Annotated in this window: 18 protein-coding genes and 1 riboswitch; of the genes, 9 read left to right on the forward strand and 9 right to left on the reverse strand. The window is 64.3% G+C overall.

Features of this window, described 5'->3' with window-relative positions:
• Window positions 1–40 precede the first annotated feature (40 nt).
• The 3 genes from trmB (at window position 41) to AB4Z32_RS15950 (ending at window position 2,873) form a co-directional block, all read left to right on the forward strand.
• The gene (trmB, locus tag AB4Z32_RS15940) at window positions 41–721 is read left to right on the forward strand and encodes a tRNA (guanosine(46)-N7)-methyltransferase TrmB (protein WP_442122883.1); all 681 of its coding nucleotides are present in this window, start codon (window positions 41–43) and stop codon (window positions 719–721) included.
• A gap of 158 nt (window positions 722–879) precedes the next feature.
• On the forward strand, window positions 880–2,103 hold the full coding sequence (locus AB4Z32_RS15945; protein WP_442122829.1) for a sensor histidine kinase: 1,224 nt from the start codon (window positions 880–882) through the stop codon (window positions 2,101–2,103).
• A 2-nt stretch (window positions 2,104–2,105) separates the two neighbouring features.
• Window positions 2,106–2,873, forward strand: coding sequence for a LytR/AlgR family response regulator transcription factor (locus AB4Z32_RS15950; RefSeq protein ID WP_442122830.1), 768 nt, complete (start codon window positions 2,106–2,108; stop codon window positions 2,871–2,873).
• A gap of 3 nt (window positions 2,874–2,876) precedes the next feature.
• Here the strand turns inward: AB4Z32_RS15950 and recQ are convergent, their stop codons facing one another.
• From recQ to AB4Z32_RS15970, 4 genes are all read right to left on the reverse strand, one after another.
• Window positions 2,877–4,697: a DNA helicase RecQ gene (recQ, locus tag AB4Z32_RS15955; RefSeq protein WP_442122831.1), complete on the reverse strand. Its 1,821-nt coding sequence runs from the start codon at window positions 4,695–4,697 to the stop codon at window positions 2,877–2,879.
• A 32-nt stretch (window positions 4,698–4,729) separates the two neighbouring features.
• Window positions 4,730–5,563, reverse strand: a complete 834-nt coding sequence (locus AB4Z32_RS15960) for an undecaprenyl-diphosphate phosphatase (protein WP_442122832.1) — start codon at window positions 5,561–5,563, stop codon at window positions 4,730–4,732.
• Window positions 5,564–5,788: 225 nt separating this feature from the next.
• Window positions 5,789–6,595, reverse strand: coding sequence for a hypothetical protein (locus AB4Z32_RS15965; RefSeq protein ID WP_442122833.1), 807 nt, complete (start codon window positions 6,593–6,595; stop codon window positions 5,789–5,791).
• Window positions 6,596–6,706: 111 nt separating this feature from the next.
• A complete protein-coding gene (locus tag AB4Z32_RS15970) occupies window positions 6,707–6,985 on the reverse strand; it encodes a YkgJ family cysteine cluster protein (RefSeq protein ID WP_442122834.1) in 279 nt (92 codons plus the stop codon).
• A gap of 86 nt (window positions 6,986–7,071) precedes the next feature.
• Between AB4Z32_RS15970 and AB4Z32_RS15975 the strand changes: the two genes are divergently transcribed.
• From AB4Z32_RS15975 to AB4Z32_RS15990, 4 genes are all read left to right on the forward strand, one after another.
• Complete coding sequence (locus AB4Z32_RS15975) at window positions 7,072–7,734, forward strand: TetR/AcrR family transcriptional regulator (RefSeq protein WP_442122835.1); 663 nt, start codon at window positions 7,072–7,074, stop codon at window positions 7,732–7,734.
• Window positions 7,735–7,897: 163 nt separating this feature from the next.
• Window positions 7,898–8,551 carry a protein-L-isoaspartate O-methyltransferase family protein gene (locus AB4Z32_RS15980; RefSeq protein WP_442122836.1) on the forward strand — a complete coding sequence of 218 codons (654 nt, stop codon included), beginning with the start codon at window positions 7,898–7,900 and terminating at the stop codon, window positions 8,549–8,551.
• Window positions 8,552–8,566: 15 nt separating this feature from the next.
• The gene (locus tag AB4Z32_RS15985; protein ID WP_442122837.1) at window positions 8,567–8,890 is read left to right on the forward strand and encodes a rhodanese-like domain-containing protein; all 324 of its coding nucleotides are present in this window, start codon (window positions 8,567–8,569) and stop codon (window positions 8,888–8,890) included.
• A 53-nt stretch (window positions 8,891–8,943) separates the two neighbouring features.
• Window positions 8,944–10,314: a TolC family outer membrane protein gene (locus AB4Z32_RS15990; RefSeq protein ID WP_442122838.1), complete on the forward strand. Its 1,371-nt coding sequence runs from the start codon at window positions 8,944–8,946 to the stop codon at window positions 10,312–10,314.
• Window positions 10,315–10,387: 73 nt separating this feature from the next.
• Here the strand turns inward: AB4Z32_RS15990 and ribB are convergent, their stop codons facing one another.
• The 5 genes from ribB to AB4Z32_RS16015 all read right to left on the reverse strand — a co-directional run bounded on the left by ribB (window position 10,388) and on the right by AB4Z32_RS16015 (window position 14,027).
• Complete coding sequence (gene ribB, locus AB4Z32_RS15995; RefSeq protein ID WP_442122839.1) at window positions 10,388–11,053, reverse strand: 3,4-dihydroxy-2-butanone-4-phosphate synthase; 666 nt, start codon at window positions 11,051–11,053, stop codon at window positions 10,388–10,390.
• 95 nt (window positions 11,054–11,148) lie between these two features.
• Window positions 11,149–11,288: riboswitch (FMN riboswitch) on the reverse strand.
• A 73-nt stretch (window positions 11,289–11,361) separates the two neighbouring features.
• Window positions 11,362–11,775 (reverse strand): lactoylglutathione lyase, encoded by a 414-nt coding sequence (gene gloA, locus AB4Z32_RS16000; protein ID WP_442122840.1) that lies wholly within the window; start codon window positions 11,773–11,775, stop codon window positions 11,362–11,364.
• 153 nt (window positions 11,776–11,928) lie between these two features.
• The gene (locus tag AB4Z32_RS16005; RefSeq protein ID WP_442122841.1) at window positions 11,929–12,357 is read right to left on the reverse strand and encodes an OsmC family protein; all 429 of its coding nucleotides are present in this window, start codon (window positions 12,355–12,357) and stop codon (window positions 11,929–11,931) included.
• Between the two features lie 21 nt (window positions 12,358–12,378).
• Window positions 12,379–13,707: a PQQ-dependent sugar dehydrogenase gene (locus AB4Z32_RS16010; RefSeq protein WP_442122842.1), complete on the reverse strand. Its 1,329-nt coding sequence runs from the start codon at window positions 13,705–13,707 to the stop codon at window positions 12,379–12,381.
• Window positions 13,704–14,027 carry a hypothetical protein gene (locus AB4Z32_RS16015; RefSeq protein WP_442122843.1) on the reverse strand — a complete coding sequence of 108 codons (324 nt, stop codon included), beginning with the start codon at window positions 14,025–14,027 and terminating at the stop codon, window positions 13,704–13,706. Before AB4Z32_RS16015 ends, AB4Z32_RS16010 begins: the two co-directional genes overlap by 4 nt.
• 135 nt (window positions 14,028–14,162) lie before the next feature.
• On the opposite strand from AB4Z32_RS16015, the gene AB4Z32_RS16020 reads away from it, so the two are divergent.
• The gene (locus AB4Z32_RS16020; protein WP_442122844.1) at window positions 14,163–15,140 is read left to right on the forward strand and encodes a DUF3667 domain-containing protein; all 978 of its coding nucleotides are present in this window, start codon (window positions 14,163–14,165) and stop codon (window positions 15,138–15,140) included.
• Between the two features lie 136 nt (window positions 15,141–15,276).
• Window positions 15,277–16,179 (forward strand): NAD kinase, encoded by a 903-nt coding sequence (locus AB4Z32_RS16025; protein WP_442122845.1) that lies wholly within the window; start codon window positions 15,277–15,279, stop codon window positions 16,177–16,179.
• The last annotated feature ends 11 nt before the right edge of the window (window positions 16,180–16,190 follow it).

A 16,190-nucleotide genomic window follows, 5' to 3' on the forward strand; every position in this document is an offset into this window, starting at 1 on the left:
CATGTCTTCCGATACGCCCACCAACAGCCAAGGCCGTCCGATGCTCTACGACCCGCTTGATCACCGCATCCGCAGCTTCGTTACCCGTGCGGGACGGCTGTCGACCGGGCAGGCGCGCGCGCTCGAGGAATTCGGGCCGAAATTCCTGATCGAGTACCGCAAGGAGACCTTCGACTTCCACGCGCCCTTCGGCCGCAACGCGCCGCTGGTGCTGGAGATCGGCTTCGGCATGGGCGACACCACGGCCCATATCGCCAAGGCGATGCCGGGCACGGACTTCGTCGGCGTCGAAGTGCACACGCCGGGCGTGGGCAGCCTGCTCAAGCAGATCGGCGAGCAGGGCATCGAAAACCTGCGCCTGATCCAGCACGACGCGGTCGAGGTGCTGAACAACATGATCGCCGACGGCTCGCTGGCCGGCGTCCACATCTTCTTCCCGGACCCATGGCACAAGGCGCGCCACAACAAGCGCCGCCTGATCCAGCCGCCTTTCGTCAAGCTCCTGTGCGACAAGCTGGCGCCGGGAGGCTACATTCACTGCGCCACCGATTGGGAAGACTACGCGGTGCAGATGCTGGAAGTGCTGGGCGCCGAACCGCAGCTCGCCAATACCGCCGAGGGCTATGCCGAGAAGCCGTCCTACCGCCCGCTGACCAAGTTCGAGAACCGCGGCCTGAAGCTGGGCCATGGCGTGTGGGACCTGGTGTTCACTAAAAAATAATTTGTCATTCCCGGCATTGCCGGAAATGCCCTTCCGCGGAGGCGGGGTCGTCGTTCATCCACCCGGATTCGTCGCTCGTCCCTTTTTGCTTTCCGGCGCCGACTGGCCTGCCTAGACTGTAATCGTTGCTATATATTAACGATTGCGAAGGAGGCATCATGTGGCGCAAGTTTTTGGACCAGTATCGGGCGATCGCAAACGTCGACAAGCATATTGCCGTGCTCGAGCGGCCGGAACTGGCGTCCAGTACGGAAGACCCCAGCCTCCGACTCATCTGCCGGAAACTGGCCGAACGCTCGCCGGTGGAGCGCCAGCAGATGCGCGCTTTCTCGCTTGCCATGAAGGGCTGGCGCGGCAGGGTCTGGACCTGCGGCTTGTTGGCCGTCTTCACGCTGTGCGGTGCGGCCCTGCACCTGCACTCTCCAGATATCGGCTGGGTCGCGGCAATCGTCAGCGCCAACGCCTGCGGCATTGCGCTGGCCTTTGCCCTCATCGGCGCCTGGTTCAACTATCGCCAGTTTTCGCAGGAAAAGCTGAAGCTGCTGCTGGCAGTGCTGGGGTTTGCCGTCTTCGCCGCCGTGGGTTCGACCCTCATGACCATGTGGCTGCAAGGCCAGCCGCTGGCGCATACGATGGAGAGGGTGTCGCATTTCACGGGCGGTGTCCTGGCCGGTTCGCTGGCTATCCTGGCGCCGGTGCTCCTGATCAGCATCCTTCGCAACCGTCATTACGAGGCCCTCAACGTGCAGCTGCAGCGCGAAGCCGAGCAGGCGCGCCTGGCGCGTGAACTGTCCGAATCCCAGTTACGCCTGCTGCGCGCCCAGATCGAGCCGCACTTCCTGTTCAATACCTTGGGCGCGGTGCAGCAGCTGGCCCAGCATGGCGCGCCGCGCGCCGCCGAATTGACCGCTAACCTGATCGACTTCCTGCGCTCCAGCATGCGCGACATGCGCAGCGAGCAGGTCTGCCTGGCCGCGGAGTTCGGCCTGGTCGAGTCTTACCTGAAAGTGATGCAGGTGCGGCTGGGCGAGCGCCTGCGCTTCTCCCTGCAACTGCCGCGCGCGCTGGAACAGGTGCGGCTGCCCAGCATGATCCTCCTGACCCTGGTCGAGAACGCGATCAAGCACGGCATCGAACCGGCCTTGCGCGGCGGCGAGGTCACGGTCTCGGCCGAGCTGGTCGACGGCAAGGTGCGGATCCGCGTGCGGGATGGCGGCGTCGGCATGAGCACGATCCCGGAGCAGGACGAGGGCGGCGGCACCGGCCTCGATAACGTGCGCCTGCGCCTGCGCCTGGCCTACGGCGAGGCCGCCGGCCTGGCGCTGCATGACGGCGATCCGGGACTGATCGCCGACGTCATCATCCCCCATCCGCAGGCATGAGCATGAGCACGAATCCCACGGTGCTGGTCGCCGAAGACGAACCCCTGATGCGCGAGCGCCTGCTGGAACTGCTGGCGCAATGCTGGCCCGAGGCGCGCGTCGTGCTGGTGGCGGAAAACGGCAACGACGCCTGGGACGGCTTCCTGGAGCACGAGCCGGACGTGGCCTTCCTCGACATCCGCATGCCGGGCCTGTCGGGCCTCGAAGTGGCCGAGCGCATCGGCGCCATGGCCCACGTGGTGTTCGTCACCGCCTACGACCAGTACGCCGTCGATGCCTTCGACACCGGCGCGGTCGACTACCTGCTCAAGCCCCTGCAGGCCGAGCGCCTGGACAAGGCGGTGGCGCGCCTGCGCGGCAAGCTGTCGATGCGAACGGAAGCCTCCGGCGCCGGCATGGGCGAGTTGCTGCGCCACCTGAAGGCGGCGCTGCCGGGCCTGCACCACGAGCGCACCAGGTGGATCAAGGCCAGCGTCGGCCGCCAGGTGCGCGTGATCGACGTCGACGAGGTGTTGTTCTTCCAGGCCGACACCCGCTACACCCGCATCGTGCTGCGCGATTACGAAGCCCTGGTGCGCACGCCGCTGAAGGATCTGTTGAGCGGTCTCGATCCGGACCGCTTCTGGCAGATCCACCGCGCCACCGTGGTCAACGTGAATGCGATCCTGGCTGCCGAGCGTATCGACGCCGAACGCATGCAGGTGCTGGTGAAGGGGAGCGAGGAGAAGCTGGCGGTGAGCCGGACGTTCGTGCACCTGTTCCGGGAGTGAAAATCACACCATCTCGGAAATCATCGATACGATCTCGTCGCCATACGAGGTCAGCTTCTTCGCCCCCACGCCGGACACGCCGCGCAGCTCGTCCAGCGAAGTCGGCTTGACCTTGGCGATCTCGCGCAGGGTGGCGTCGCCAAAGATGATGAAGGCCGCCACGCTGTGCGCCTTGGCGGTCTCGAGGCGCCACCAGCGCAGCTTTTCGAAGATCTTCTGCTCGGCCGGCGAAAGGTCCATCTCGACGTAGCCCTTGGTGGGACCGGCCTGGCGCTTCTGCTTGACCGGCTTCTGGTACTGGCGCAGTTCCACCTTGCGCTCGCCCTTCAGGACCGCGCGCGCGCTTTCCGTCAGTTTGAGGGAGCTGAAGGCGTCGTGGTCGACGGTGACCAGGCCCAGCGCGATCACCTGGCGCACGATGGCGCGCCATTCGTGCTCGCTGCGGTCGGCGCCGACGCCGTACACGGTCAGCTTGTCGTGATGCCACTGGCTGATGCGCTCCGTCTGCACCCCGCGTAGCACGTCGATCACGTGGCCGGCGGCAAAGCGTTGGTCGACCCGGTAGATGGCCGACAGCAGCTTCTGCACTGGCACCGTCGCGTCGAAAGACACCGGCGGGATCAGGCAGGTATCGCAGTTGCCGCAGGGGCCGGAACGCTCGCCGAAATACTCCAATAAGCGCATCCGGCGGCAGCTCAGCGTCTCGCACAGGCCCAGCATGGCGTCCAGCTTCGAGCCCAGCACGCGCTTGAAATTCTCGTCGGCCTCGGACTCGTCGATCATCCGGCGCTGCAGCACCACGTCCTGCAGGCCATAGGCCATCCACGCATTCGAGGGGAGGCCGTCACGGCCGGCGCGCCCCGTTTCCTGGTAATAGCCCTCGAGGGATTTCGGCAGGTCGAGGTGGCAGACGAAACGCACGTCCGGCTTGTCGATGCCCATGCCGAAGGCAATGGTCGCCACCATCACGATGCCGTCTTCGCGCAGGAAACGGGCCTGGTTATCGGCGCGCAGCGCGTAGTCCATGCCGGCGTGGTAGGGCAGGGCGCGGATCCCGCTTTCGTTGAGGAACTCGGCGGTCTCCTCGACCTTCTTGCGCGACAGGCAGTAGACGATGCCGGCGTCGCCGGTGTGCTCGGTCGTGATGAAGTCCAGCAGCTGCTTGCGGCCGTTGGTCTTTTCGACGATGGCGTAGCGGATGTTCGGGCGGTCGAAGGACGACACGAACTGGCGCGCTTCTTCCAGTTGCAGGCGGTGGGCGATCTCGGCGCGGGTAAGCTGGTCGGCGGTGGCGGTCAGCGCGATGCGCGGCACGTGCGGGAAGCGCTCGTGCAGGATCGACAGGCGGATGTACTCCGGACGGAAGTCGTGGCCCCATTGCGAGACGCAGTGCGCTTCGTCGATCGCGAACAGCGAGATGTGGGACGCCTCGAACAGCTCCAGGCAGCGCGGCGTCATCAGGCGCTCGGGCGCCACGTAGACCAGGTCCAGCTCGCCGGTGCGCACCAGGCGCTCGATGCGCAGGGTCTCTTCGAAGCTCTGGGTCGAGTTCAGGAAGGCCGCGCGCACGCCAACTTCGGCGAGGGCGTCGACCTGGTCCTGCATCAGCGCGATCAGCGGCGAGACCACCACGCCGACGCCGTCGCGCAGCAGGGCGGGGATCTGGTAGCACAGCGATTTGCCGCCGCCGGTAGGCATGAGGACGAGCGCGTCGCCGCCGCGCGCGACCTGCTCGACGATCTCGGCCTGTTGCCCGCGGAAGGCGGGATAGCCGAAGACCGTCTGCAGGATGTGCAGCGCGCGTTGTTCGATGTCGTCCGTCATGGTGTTACTTTGTTCAGGTTAGCCAGCCCGGCTCAGTCAGCCCAAACCACCCAGCCGAAGTGCGCCGTGACCAGCACGACGATACCGAACACGATACGGTACCAGGCGAAGCCCGTGAAGTCATGCGTGCTGATGAAGCGCAAGAGCCAACGGACGCAAAGGAAGGCCGACACGAAGGCGGCCACGCCGCCGATCAGGAACAGCGGCAGGTCGGTCGTGTGCAGGTCGTGGCGCGCCTTGAACACCGAGTACACGGTGGCTGCCAGCAGGGTCGGGATCGCCAGGAAGAAGGAGAATTCGGTAGCCGCCTTGCGCGACAGGCCGAACAGCATGCCGCCGATGATGGTGGCGCCCGAGCGGCTGGTGCCCGGGATCAGCGCGAAGCACTGGGCGCAGCCGACCTTGAAGGCGTCGATCATGGTCATGTCGTCGACGGTCTCGATGCGGTGCGAACCGGCCAGGGTCTTGTGGCGGCGCTCCGCCCACAGGATCACCAGCGCGCCGATGATGAAGGCGAACGCGACCGGCGCCGGGGCGAACAGGTGATTCTTGATCGCCTTGCTGAACAGCAGGCCCAGCACGGCGGCCGGCAGGAAGGCGACGAACAGGTTGACCACGAACTTCTGCTGGCGCGGATCCGAGGTCAAACCTTGCATCACGGTACCGATGCGCGCACGGTATTCCCACATCACGGCGAGGATGGCGCCGGCCTGGATTGCAATCTCGAACACCTTGGCGACTTCGCCCGTAAAGTTGATCAGGCTGCCGGCCAGGATCAGGTGACCGGTAGAGGAGATCGGCAGGAACTCGGTGAAGCCTTCGACGAGGCCCATGATGATCGCTTTCAGGGCGAGAATGATGTCCATGAAGTTTTGGTAAGGATGTTATTGTGGATGCGAAACGCGGAAGGGGTGCTGCGCAGGCTTGCGGCAAGCAGGGCGCAAGCTTACCACGGCGAAGCACCCTACCGTCGAGTTCCCCGCATCAGGTGGTGGCTTTTTTTCCGCAGGCAAGAGTACAGCTGACCGCCGGGACGACGGTCATGGGAGTGGAAGGTATTCCGTCTCCCGTGGACCGGGAGGACGGGGAAGTCAGCGCCAGCGCGCCTTGTCGACCCGGCTGGCTTCGATCTGTCCCGCATTGCGGACGAGATCCCGGACTGCTTCGGCATTGCGAATCCCGCTCAACCAGACACCGACGTAAAGATTGGCTCGCCCAACCATCCGAAGGAAGAGGGGGCTGTGGATCTGGCCGGAAGAGTCAAGTTTGTGCAACTCGTAAGTATTCGTCGTCTTGCTGAAGATACCTGACTCGATCGTCAAACGCTGCGACGACATCTTGTACCGGATATTTTTCAGCCTTAGCGCCCACACGCAGTGAGAGTAGACTTGATAAGCCACGATCAGGATGCCGGCCCATCTGGCGACCTGGTACCAGGTGTCGTCAGGTCCGCTTGCCGAAGCGCTGCTGCTTGCCTTGGCAACCTGTTCATTGGCAACGCTTGCGCTCTTGTTGGCTGCACGCGTCTTTTTYTTGCCATGGCCATGCTTGTCGGCCGCGACAGGGGGCTGGGCCGGCTGTGCGGCCTCGGCGACCGGGGTGCCGGGAAGGGATGGGGCGGGAGCAAACACGGCAAGGGCAGCCAGCCAGATGAGGACGAGAACGACCCATTTGAGGACGCTGGACAGCATCAGTGCCAGGGTCGGCGAGTCTTGCCACACCTGGGCTTCAGGGTCGTAGTTCAGGAGTTCCTGCGCAACGGCGGTGACGCGCCCATTGCCGATGTTCGTCCCGGTCTGGGTTACCAGGCTGTCGACATGGTGAAGGGACATGACATTGTCGCGATTGGCGACACTGCCTTCGCCAGCGTCGTTACGGACATCGAGAACACCGCTCATTGGAGGATCCGGGAAGAGTCAGAAAAGCAAGATAAATAATTATATCGATGGCATCTTGTTTTGCCAATGGGAAATATTTTGACGCAGAGCCCGGGCGCCGGAACCAGAACGTCAGAGCGGTGCCGTCGCGCGCTCCAGTTCGCTTAGCCAATGGATGGCATGTGTGCGATTCGCGCCGCACATGTCTTCGGACGGTTGCAGCCCTCCGCAAAACGGYGGCCGCTCCGGTTTGCCGAAGACAAGGCAGCGGTTGTCCTCACCCAACTGAATGCACCTGACACCGGCAGGTTTCCCATCAGGCATTCCCGGGATCGGACTCGTAATCGATGGAGCAATACAGCAGGCGCCGCAGCCAGGCCGGCAACCGAGGGAGGAAAGCGGGGAGTTCATGCTGTAAGTATACTCGCCACAGCTTGACTGCCCCCAGCCCCGGGTCTATATTTCCTGACTCAACAGTTAGTTGTCGGACAGAAGCAATGCCATGCCCTTTCGAAACCAAGCCACGCTGGGAGCGCCGTAAAGACGCGCGGCCCCAGGAGTTGCTGGAGGCAGCCATCGACCTGTTCGTCGAACGTGGCTACGCCGCCACACGCCTGGAAGACGTCGCGCGTCGCGCCGGCGTCTCGAAGGGCACGCTCTATTTGTACTACGAAAACAAGGAAGAGCTGTTCAAGGCCGTGGTCCGCAGCAGCATCGTGCCCGTGATCGGCGAGGCCGAAGTCTCGGTCGCCGAATTCGAAGGCCACAGCGCGGACCTGCTGCGCCACCTGATCCACTCCTGGTGGCAGCGCCTGGGCGCGACCAAGGCCTCCGGCATCATCAAGCTGGTCACCGCCGAAGCCGACAATTTCCCGGAACTGGCCTGCTTCTACCAGGATGAGGTCATCAAGCGCGGCACCGCGGCCATGTCCGGCATGCTCGAGCGCGGCATCGCGCGCGGCGAGTTCAGGCCGCTGGACGTCAACTTGATGACCCAGGTGCTGATCGCGCCCATGCTCATGCTGATCACCTGGAAGCATTCGGTCGGCCCCTGCCCGCGCGCGGAGCTGGAGCCGCTGGCCTTCCTCGACACCTTCCTGGACATGGCCCTGAACGGCCTGCTTCCGGCGCCGGATGCTGCGCGGCCGACCGCCGCGTGAACTGTCCAGCAACGTCAAGACGCCATTTTTCGGCGTTCATCCCTTCTAAACTGCAGACTGTCGCAATTTCCCGTGGTCTTGGGTGCCATATCGCTAAGATGTGTTTCCCGAGGCCGTTCAACGATAAAATATCGGATTATTTCTTTTTCCGCCGAGTATCAAGATGAATATCGAACAAGCCCGCTTCAACATGATCGAACAGCAGATCCGCCCCTGGAACGTGCTGGACACCGACATCCTCGACCTGCTGCACGTGGTCAAGCGCGAACAGTTCGTGCCGGCCGAGTACCAGAACCTGGCGTTCGCGGATGCCGAGATCCCGCTGCCGGGCGGCCAGGCAATGCTGAACCCGAAGATCGAGGCGCGCATCCTGCAGGACATCGGCCTGAAGAAGCATGAAAACGTGCTGGAAATCGGCACCGGCTCGGGCTACATGGCGGCCCTGATGGCGCACCGCGCTGCCAAGGTCACGAGCGTGGAAGTGAACCCGGAAATCAAGGAACTGGCAGAGAAGAACCTGGCCAAGGCCGGCATCGGCAATGTGGTCGTGGAACTGGGCAACGGCGCGGCTGGCTGGGACAAGGGCGCCCCGTACGACGTGATCGTGATCTCGGGCGCGCTGGAGGTGCTGCCGGAAGCCTTCCTGAAGCAGGTGAAAGTGGGCGGCCGCATCGCCGCCATCGTCGGCGAGCCGCCGGCCATGGAATTCAACATCGTCACCCGCACCGGCGAGAACAGCTGGAACACGGTAAAAGTGTTCGAGACCAATGTGAAGTACCTGGCCGGCGCGCCGGCCGTGTCGCACTTCCAGTTCTGAAGGAAGAGGCAGACGATGCAGCACATTACCGCTCCCGAGTTGGCCGCCTGGCTGGCCGACCCGTCGCGCCCGAAACCGCTGCTGCTCGATGTGCGGGAAAACTGGGAATTCGAGACCTGCAATATCGCGGGCTCGACCCAGATCCCGATGAATCTGATTCCGATCCGCGTGAGCGAACTGGATGATGACCAGGAAATCGTTTGCGTGTGCCATCACGGCGCGCGCAGCATGCAGGTCGCAGCTTTCCTGGAGCGTAACGGATTTGAAAAAATTACCAATTTGACAGGCGGCGTACACGCCTGGGCCGTGCAGGTCGATCCATCGATGCCGAAGTACTGAGCATCGACGGCGGTCTGCGTCCTTGACTATTGATGACTCCGACGGAGAAAGTAATGCAGAAACCCCTCATCGCCGTGCTGTTGGCCAGCGCGTTTTTCTCGCTCAACGCCCAGGCGGCCGATCTGCTCCAGGTGTACCAGCAGGCTCTGGCGAATGACGCCACCTATGCGAGCGCGCGCGCTTCGGCCCAGGCCGGCCGCGAGCGCGTTCCCCAGGGGCGCGCGGGGCTGCTGCCGACCGTCGGCATCACGGGGGGCATTACCAAGACCAACAACGACTACGCGCCGTTCAACGAAGGCCAGCCGATTCTCGACGCGAACGGCAACCCCACCGGCGGCTTCGTGGCATCGGGCGGTCCGAACCTGACCGCCAAGGAAATCAACGTCCAGCTGTCGCAGCCGCTGTTCCGCTGGGACCGCTGGGAAACCTACCAGCAGAGCAAGCTGCAGCAGGCGATCTCGGAAGCCCAGTTCGCCCAGGCCCAGCAGGACCTGATCACCCGCGTGTCCCAGGCCTACTTCGACGTGCTGGCCGCCCAGGACACCCTGGCCTCGACCCGCGCCCAGAAGGAAGCCGTGACCGAGCAGCTGGCCTCGGCGAAGCGCAACTTCGAAGTCGGCACCCAGACCATCACCGACACCCATGAAGCCCAGGCCGCCTACGACCTGGTGATCTCGCAGGAGATCGCCGCGGTCAACGACCTGGAGACCAAGAAGACGGCGCTGCAGGCCATCATCGGCACCCCCCCTAGCGCGCTGGCGACTCTGCGCACCGGCGTCAACCTGACCGCGCCGCAGCCGATCAACGTCGACCAGTGGGTCTCGGCCGCCGAGAACCAGAACTACGCCGTGTCGGTGGCCGAGCTGCAGCTCGAATCGGCCAAGCGCGACATCTCGAAGAACCGCGCCGGCCACTATCCGACCCTGGACCTGACGGCGAACTCGCAGCATCGCAACGTCAACGGCGCGTTTTCGGGCCAGTCGGGCCGCACGACCAACAACTCGATCGGCATCGCCTATAGCATCCCGATCTTCAGCGGCTTTGCCGTCACCAGCCGCGTGCGCGAAGCGATCGCCCTGGAAGACAAGGCCAGGAACGACCTGGAGGCGAACCGCCGCAACGCCGCGCTGCTGGCGCGCCAGTCCTTCCTCGGCGTGAACTCGGGCCTGGCCCAGGTGAAGGCGCTGGAAGCGGCCGAGGTGTCGAGCAACTCGGCGCTGGAATCGAACAAGCTGGGTTACCAGGTGGGCGTGCGGATCAACATCGACGTGCTGAACGCCCAGCGCCAGCTGTACCAGACCCGCACCGACCTGGCCAAGGCGCGTTACAACACCATCCTGGCCGGCCTGAAGCTGAAGGCGGCCGCCGGTTCGCTGCGGGAGGAAGATCTGCAGCCGATCAATGCCTTGTTGCAGCAGCCGTAAGCTGTTTTAGCTTCGATGGAAAAAATGGCGCTTCGGCGCCATTTTTTGTTGCGGCAGTGATTTGCAAGTTTATTCAAGCAGCCTGCTGCTCAAGCTGGGTACGCCACTCGATCAACTCCGCAATCGTCAGGATCGGATAAGCACGCTCGCGCGCGAAGCGTTCGATCGCCTCGCCGCGCATCATGGTGCCGTCTTCGTTCATCAGTTCGCACAGCACGGCGGATGGCTGCAGGCCGGCCAGGATGGCGAGGTCGACCGAGCCTTCGGTGTGGCCCTTGCGGCCCAGCACGCCGGCCGGGTTGGCGCGCAGCGGGAACACGTGGCCCGGGCGCACCAGGTCTTCGGGTTTGGCATCGGGGGCGATGGCGGCACGGATCGTGGTGACGCGGTCCTGGGCCGAGACGCCGGTGGTGACGCCTTCGCGTGCCTCGATCGAGACGGTGAAGGGTGTGCCGTAGCGGCTGCCGTTTTCCGGCGCCATCGGCGGCAGGTCGAGCGCGCGCACTTTGCTATCGGACAGGCACAGGCAGACGATGCCGCTGCACTCGCGGATCATCACGGCCATGGTCTCGACCGTGAGTTTTTCGGCGGCGACGATCAGGTCGGCCTCGTTCTCGCGGTCGAAGTCGTCGAGCAGGATCACGGGAATGCCCGCGCGCGTGGCCTCGAGGGCGGCGGCGATGCGGCCTTCCAGGTCATTGCTTTCAAGGGTGAAGGGATTGATGGTGGTGCTGGTCATTGAGACGCTCCTCGCATGAAGTTAAAGGAACGCATCAGGGCAAAGCGAAATGGCGCGGCACCGCATGCCGAAGCGGCAGCAGGACGCGTGATGACGCACATCTTCTTTCATCCGGACTATACCGTCGGCCCTGGCTTCTCACCAGGTCTGCTGACCCTGCATGGCAGGCGCTCGCGGGCTCGGCCATGATGGCCATACCGCCGGTGGGGAATCGCACCCCGCCCCGAAGACGTATCTGTTTGTGTGCCCGCAGAGCAGGCGAGAAGGATTGTAGCAGGGCCGGCAAAAGGCTGCCGGCCCCGGCCGATTTAGCTGCTCAGGCCGCCACCGCCGGCATGGTCGGCGCGCTCGATCAGTTCGACCTTGTAGCCGTCCGGATCGGTGATGAAGGCGATCACGGTGGTGCCGCCCTTGACGGGGCCCGGCTCGCGGGTGATGTTGCCGCCGGCCGCGCGCACCTGGTCGCAGGTGTTGTAGATGTCCTCGGTCGAGATCGCGATGTGGCCGTAGGCCGTGCCCATCTCGTACTTGTCGGTGCCCCAGTTATAGGTCAGCTCGAGCTCGGCGTGGTCCGGGTTGTTGCCGTAGCCGACGAAGGCCAGGGTGTACTTGTATTCCGGATTCTCGCTGGTGCGCAGCAGCTTCATGCCGAGCACCTTGGTGTAGAAGTCGATGGAGCGCTGCAGATCGCCGACGCGTAACATGGTGTGCAGGATGCGCATTGTTGTTCCTGATAGTGTGAACGGAAAGCGAGGATTTTATGCGCTCGGACGGATCTTTGCTGACACCGCTGACGTAGGGTAGGCACGCCGTGCCCACGCGCAAGCCTTCAGGATGCAGACCTCACGCGTGGGCTAGGAGAGCCCACCCTACGGTCACGATTGAAGCCTGGCGTCCAGTGTGATGTTGGCGTTGAACAGCTTCGACACCGGGCAGCCTTCCTTGGCTTTGCGGGCCGCTTCCTGGAAAGCCTGCTCGTTGGCGCCGGGGATGGTGGCGACCAGGTCGAGGTGAACGGCCGGAATCGCGAAGCCGCCGTCCGCCTTGTCGAGCGAGACCGTGGCCGTGGTTTCCAGCTTCTGGGCCGTCATGCCGGCTTCGCCCAGCTGGGCCGACAGGGCCATCGTGAAGCAGCCGGCGTGGGCTGCCGCCAGCAGTTCTTCCGGATTGGTGCCGGCGCCGTCTTCGAAGCGGGTGTTGAAGCCGTACTGCTGCTGGTTGAGCGCGCCGCTCTGGGTCGAGACCGTGCCCTTGCCGTCTTTCAGGCCGCCGCTCCAGACGGCGCTTCCCTTACGCTTGATCATCGTCGTTCTCCTTTTGAATGCTTACTTTGTTGCTGGTGTGATGCGCCAGACGACATTGCCGACGTCGTCCGCAAGCAGGATCGCGCCCTGCCTGTCGACCGCGACCCCGACCGGACGCCCGTAGGCCTTGCCGTCCTTGCTCAGGAATCCCGTCAGCACGTCCTGCGGCGGACCGCTGGGCTTGCCGTCGGTAAAAGGCACGTAGATCAGCTTGTAGCCGGAGTGCGGCTTGCGGTTCCACGAGCCGTGCTGGCCGACCAGGGCGCCGTTCCTGAATTGCGGCATCAGGCCGGCGTCGTAGAAGGCCAGGCCCAGCGAGGCCGTGTGCCCGCCCAGCGCGTAATCGGGCGCGATCGCGCTGGCGACCAGTTCCGGCTTCTGCGGCTTGACGCGGGTATCGACGTGCTGGCCGTAGTAGCTGTAGGGCCAGCCATAGAAGGCGCCGTCCTTCACCGCCGTCATGTAGTCCGGCACCAGGTCGTTGCCCAGCTCGTCGCGCTCGTTGACGACGGTCCACATGGCGCCGGTCTGCGGCTGGAAGGCGAGGCCGTTCGGATTGCGCAGGCCGGATGCATAGACACGGCTCTTGCCGCTGGCGATGTCGAGTTCCCAGATCGCGGCGCGGCCCTGTTCGGCGGCCATGCCGTTTTCGGCGACGTTGCTGTTCGAACCGACGGTCACGTACAGCTTCTTGCCGTCGGGCGAGGCGGCCACGTTCTTGGTCCAGTGGTGATTGATGCCGGCGGGCAGGTCCAGCACCTTGGTGCCCGGGCCGCCGAGGGTGGTGTCGCCGGTCTTGTACGGGAAGCGCCACAGCGCGTCGGCATTCGCAACGTAGAGGTCGTTGCCGGCCAGGGTCATGCCGAAGGGCGAGTTCAGGTTCTGCGCGAACACGGTTACGGTATCGGCCGTGCCGTCGGCCTTCACGCCGCGCAGCAGGATGATCTTGTTGGGCGACTCGACGCCGGCGCCGGCGCGTTTCTGCTCGATGCCCTGGACCTTGGCACGGATGCCCGTTTCCTTGGGCCCATTGCTTGGCTTATTGCTCTCGGCGACCAGCACGTCGCCGTTCGGCAGCACGTAGAGCCAGCGCGGATGCTCGAGGCCGCTTGCATAGGCGGTAGCAAGCAGCCCGGCGGTCGGCACCGGATGCGTGCCCGGCGGCCACGGATCGGCCGGGGCAATGTTCAGGGTCGGGATCAGGGAACGTTCGGGCGCCGGCAGGACCGGGTCCGGACCGAAGCCGGGCGGATAGCCACCGGTGGCCGCCTGCTGCGGGACGGCCTGGTGGGCGCACGCGCACAGGCCCGCGGCGCCCAGCAGGGCAGCGAGCGACGTGCGTGCGTTCATCGGTTCTTGCCCCCATCCACAGGAACCACGGAATCGTGGTCGCGCATGTCGCGGTTGCGCTCCGGCAGCGGGTTGGCCTCGCCGGTGGCGCCGGGTTTCTTGGCAACCGCGTCTTCCAGGCCCTTGTCGCTGCGGGTCAGGTAATTGTCGGTGTCGACCAGTCCCTGTTCCAGGTCTTCGGCGGCCTGCTTGATGATGCCGCGCGGCTTGACGCCCTGGCCGTCCGGCGATTCGTCGCGCTCGTGCGGTGCGCGCTTGTAGTCCTGCTCTTCGATCTTGCGGTCGGTGTTGACGACACGGTCTTTGGCTTCTTCAACCATAGCAATCCTCCTCGGCATGCTTACATTGCTTAAAGCCTAACGCGTGGGGTGAAAGCGGGTCGCGCAATTGGATGATGCATTTTTGCAATTAAATGGTTAACATGCTTGCCTGTGTGCCGTTTGCCGGGAATTGCCGTGAACTCTGAAGCCGCCTCCGAAGTCGTCCTCCACCACCATGCCGCCAGCGATTGCCCGAACTGCGGCGCCGCCGTGTCCGGGAATTTCTGCCACCAGTGCGGGCAGGAGACCGTGCTGCATCCACCCAGCACGCGCGAATTCCTGCACGAGTTCATCGGCCACTACGTGGCGCTGGAAGGCAAGCTGTGGAAGACGATGAAGCTGCTGCTGCTCAAGCCCGGCCAGCTGAGCCTCGAATACATGCAGGGACGCCGCGTACGCTATATCCAGCCGCTGCGCGTCTACCTGACCTTCAGCCTGATCTTCTTTGCCATGTTTAAGTTCATGGGCGAGGATCATCATGTCGGTGACGTCAAACTCGAAGGTGTTCCGGTGATCCAGGTCGATCCGGGAGACAAGAAACATGCGGCGCCCGCGACCGCACCCGAGGCGCCGCCGGCCAAGCCCGAAGCGCAGGCAAGCGCCAAGCCGGATGAGAACGAGGGCGACGACCCGCATGCGAAGACGGCCACCTTGCAGAAGGACGAGGAGGACGACAAGTCGGGCTTCGAATCGTTCATCGAGAGCATCGTCAGCTCGACCAGCGAGGACAATGGCGCCAAGGCAAAGAAGGCCTTCTACAGCTACGCACCCTACGCGGTGTTCGCCATGATGCCGCTGTTCGCCCTGTTCCTGAAGATCCTCTACCTGGGTTCGGGCAAGCGCTACGGCGAGCACCTGCTGTTCGCGCTGCACACGAATGCCTTCGCATTCCTGATGCTCACCCTCATCATCCTCCAGAAGCCGCTGCGGCTTCCCTACGTCGGCAACTTGCTGGGCCTGTGGCTGGTCTTCTACCTGCCGACCGCGATGCGGCGGGTGTACGGCGGTTCGCGCAAGCTCACGGCGCTGCGCTGGTGCACGCTGATGTTCCTGCACCTGCTGGCGCTGTCGTGCGCCATCGGTGTGGCGGTAGCGCTTGGCGCCTCGCACTGATCCGAATCTTGCCGGATGCGCGCCGGGCAAATATACTGTGCGTTTGTACAGTAATCGCTGAGCGGCCGTATGGCAGAAGCCGGGAGAATCGGTTAATCTCCCCCGTGTCGTTTTTCATTACCGCCGAGATTTCCCTATGCCCGCTACGCCCGAATCGCAACAAACCATCGCGCTGGTCGTGCGGCACAACACCGCCGGCATCGACGAGCCGGTGCAGGCCATCGTCGACTTCCTGCGCGGCGCCGGCTACCTGCCCGTACTCGAAGCCGAGACGGCCGGCCACGTGAAGGTGGACGGTGTGACCGCGATGACGATCGACGAGATCGGCCGGCAGGCCAGCACCGCCATCGTGGTCGGCGGCGACGGCACCATGCTGGGCGTGGCGCGCCAGCTGGCCCGCTACAAGGTGCCCCTCATCGGCATCAACCAGGGGCGCCTGGGCTTCATGACCGACATCCCGATCGGCCGCATGCTGCCGGCGCTGGCCGAGATCCTCAGCGGCAAGGCCCGCGGCGAGGAGCGCACCCTGCTCGAGGCCCGCCTGGTGCGCGACGGCAAGGAGATCCACTGCTCGGTGGCGGTGAACGACGTCGTGGTGTCGCGCGGTTCCGGCGCCGGCATGGCCGAACTGAAGGTCACGGTGGACGGCACCTTCATGTACAACCAGCGTTCGGACGGCCTGATCGTCTCCACGCCCACCGGCTCGACCGCCTACGCGCTGTCGGCCGGCGGCCCGCTGCTGCATCCGAGCCTGGCCGGCATCGTGCTGGTGCCGATTGCGCCGCACGCGCTGTCGAACCGTCCGATCGTGGTGCCGGACACCAGCGACATCGTGGTCGAGATCATGAATGGCCGCGACATCAGCGTGAACTTCGACATGCAGACTTTCACGAGTCTGCAGCACGGCGACCAGATCATGATCTCGCGCTCGCCCGACACCATCACCTTCCTGCATCCCGAAGGGTGGAGCTACTACCACACCCTGCGCGAAAAGCTGCACTGGAACGAGTATCCGTCCAGCGACGGCAAGCTCAAATAAACCAAGCATTC

Source organism: Massilia sp. 2TAF26, assembly GCF_052115005.1.
GTDB lineage: Bacteria > Pseudomonadota > Gammaproteobacteria > Burkholderiales > Burkholderiaceae_D > Telluria.

What these genes read in the sequence shown, in the direction of transcription:
- trmB (WP_442122883.1), top strand. Translation starts at nt 41, where the DNA reads ATGCTCTACGACCCGCTTGATCACCGCATCCGCAGCTTCGTTACCCGT.
- AB4Z32_RS15945 (WP_442122829.1), top strand. Translation starts at nt 880, where the DNA reads ATGTGGCGCAAGTTTTTGGACCAGTATCGGGCGATCGCAAACGTCGAC.
- AB4Z32_RS15950 (WP_442122830.1), top strand. Translation starts at nt 2,106, where the DNA reads ATGAGCACGAATCCCACGGTGCTGGTCGCCGAAGACGAACCCCTGATG.
- recQ (WP_442122831.1), bottom strand. Translation starts at nt 4,697, where the DNA reads ATGACGGACGACATCGAACAACGCGCGCTGCACATCCTGCAGACGGTC.
- AB4Z32_RS15960 (WP_442122832.1), bottom strand. Translation starts at nt 5,563, where the DNA reads ATGGACATCATTCTCGCCCTGAAAGCGATCATCATGGGCCTCGTCGAA.
- AB4Z32_RS15975 (WP_442122835.1), top strand. Translation starts at nt 7,072, where the DNA reads ATGCCATGCCCTTTCGAAACCAAGCCACGCTGGGAGCGCCGTAAAGAC.
- AB4Z32_RS15980 (WP_442122836.1), top strand. Translation starts at nt 7,898, where the DNA reads ATGAATATCGAACAAGCCCGCTTCAACATGATCGAACAGCAGATCCGC.
- AB4Z32_RS15985 (WP_442122837.1), top strand. Translation starts at nt 8,567, where the DNA reads ATGCAGCACATTACCGCTCCCGAGTTGGCCGCCTGGCTGGCCGACCCG.
- AB4Z32_RS15990 (WP_442122838.1), top strand. Translation starts at nt 8,944, where the DNA reads ATGCAGAAACCCCTCATCGCCGTGCTGTTGGCCAGCGCGTTTTTCTCG.
- ribB (WP_442122839.1), bottom strand. Translation starts at nt 11,053, where the DNA reads ATGACCAGCACCACCATCAATCCCTTCACCCTTGAAAGCAATGACCTG.
- gloA (WP_442122840.1), bottom strand. Translation starts at nt 11,775, where the DNA reads ATGCGCATCCTGCACACCATGTTACGCGTCGGCGATCTGCAGCGCTCC.
- AB4Z32_RS16005 (WP_442122841.1), bottom strand. Translation starts at nt 12,357, where the DNA reads ATGATCAAGCGTAAGGGAAGCGCCGTCTGGAGCGGCGGCCTGAAAGAC.
- AB4Z32_RS16010 (WP_442122842.1), bottom strand. Translation starts at nt 13,707, where the DNA reads ATGAACGCACGCACGTCGCTCGCTGCCCTGCTGGGCGCCGCGGGCCTG.
- AB4Z32_RS16015 (WP_442122843.1), bottom strand. Translation starts at nt 14,027, where the DNA reads ATGGTTGAAGAAGCCAAAGACCGTGTCGTCAACACCGACCGCAAGATC.
- AB4Z32_RS16025 (WP_442122845.1), top strand. Translation starts at nt 15,277, where the DNA reads ATGCCCGCTACGCCCGAATCGCAACAAACCATCGCGCTGGTCGTGCGG.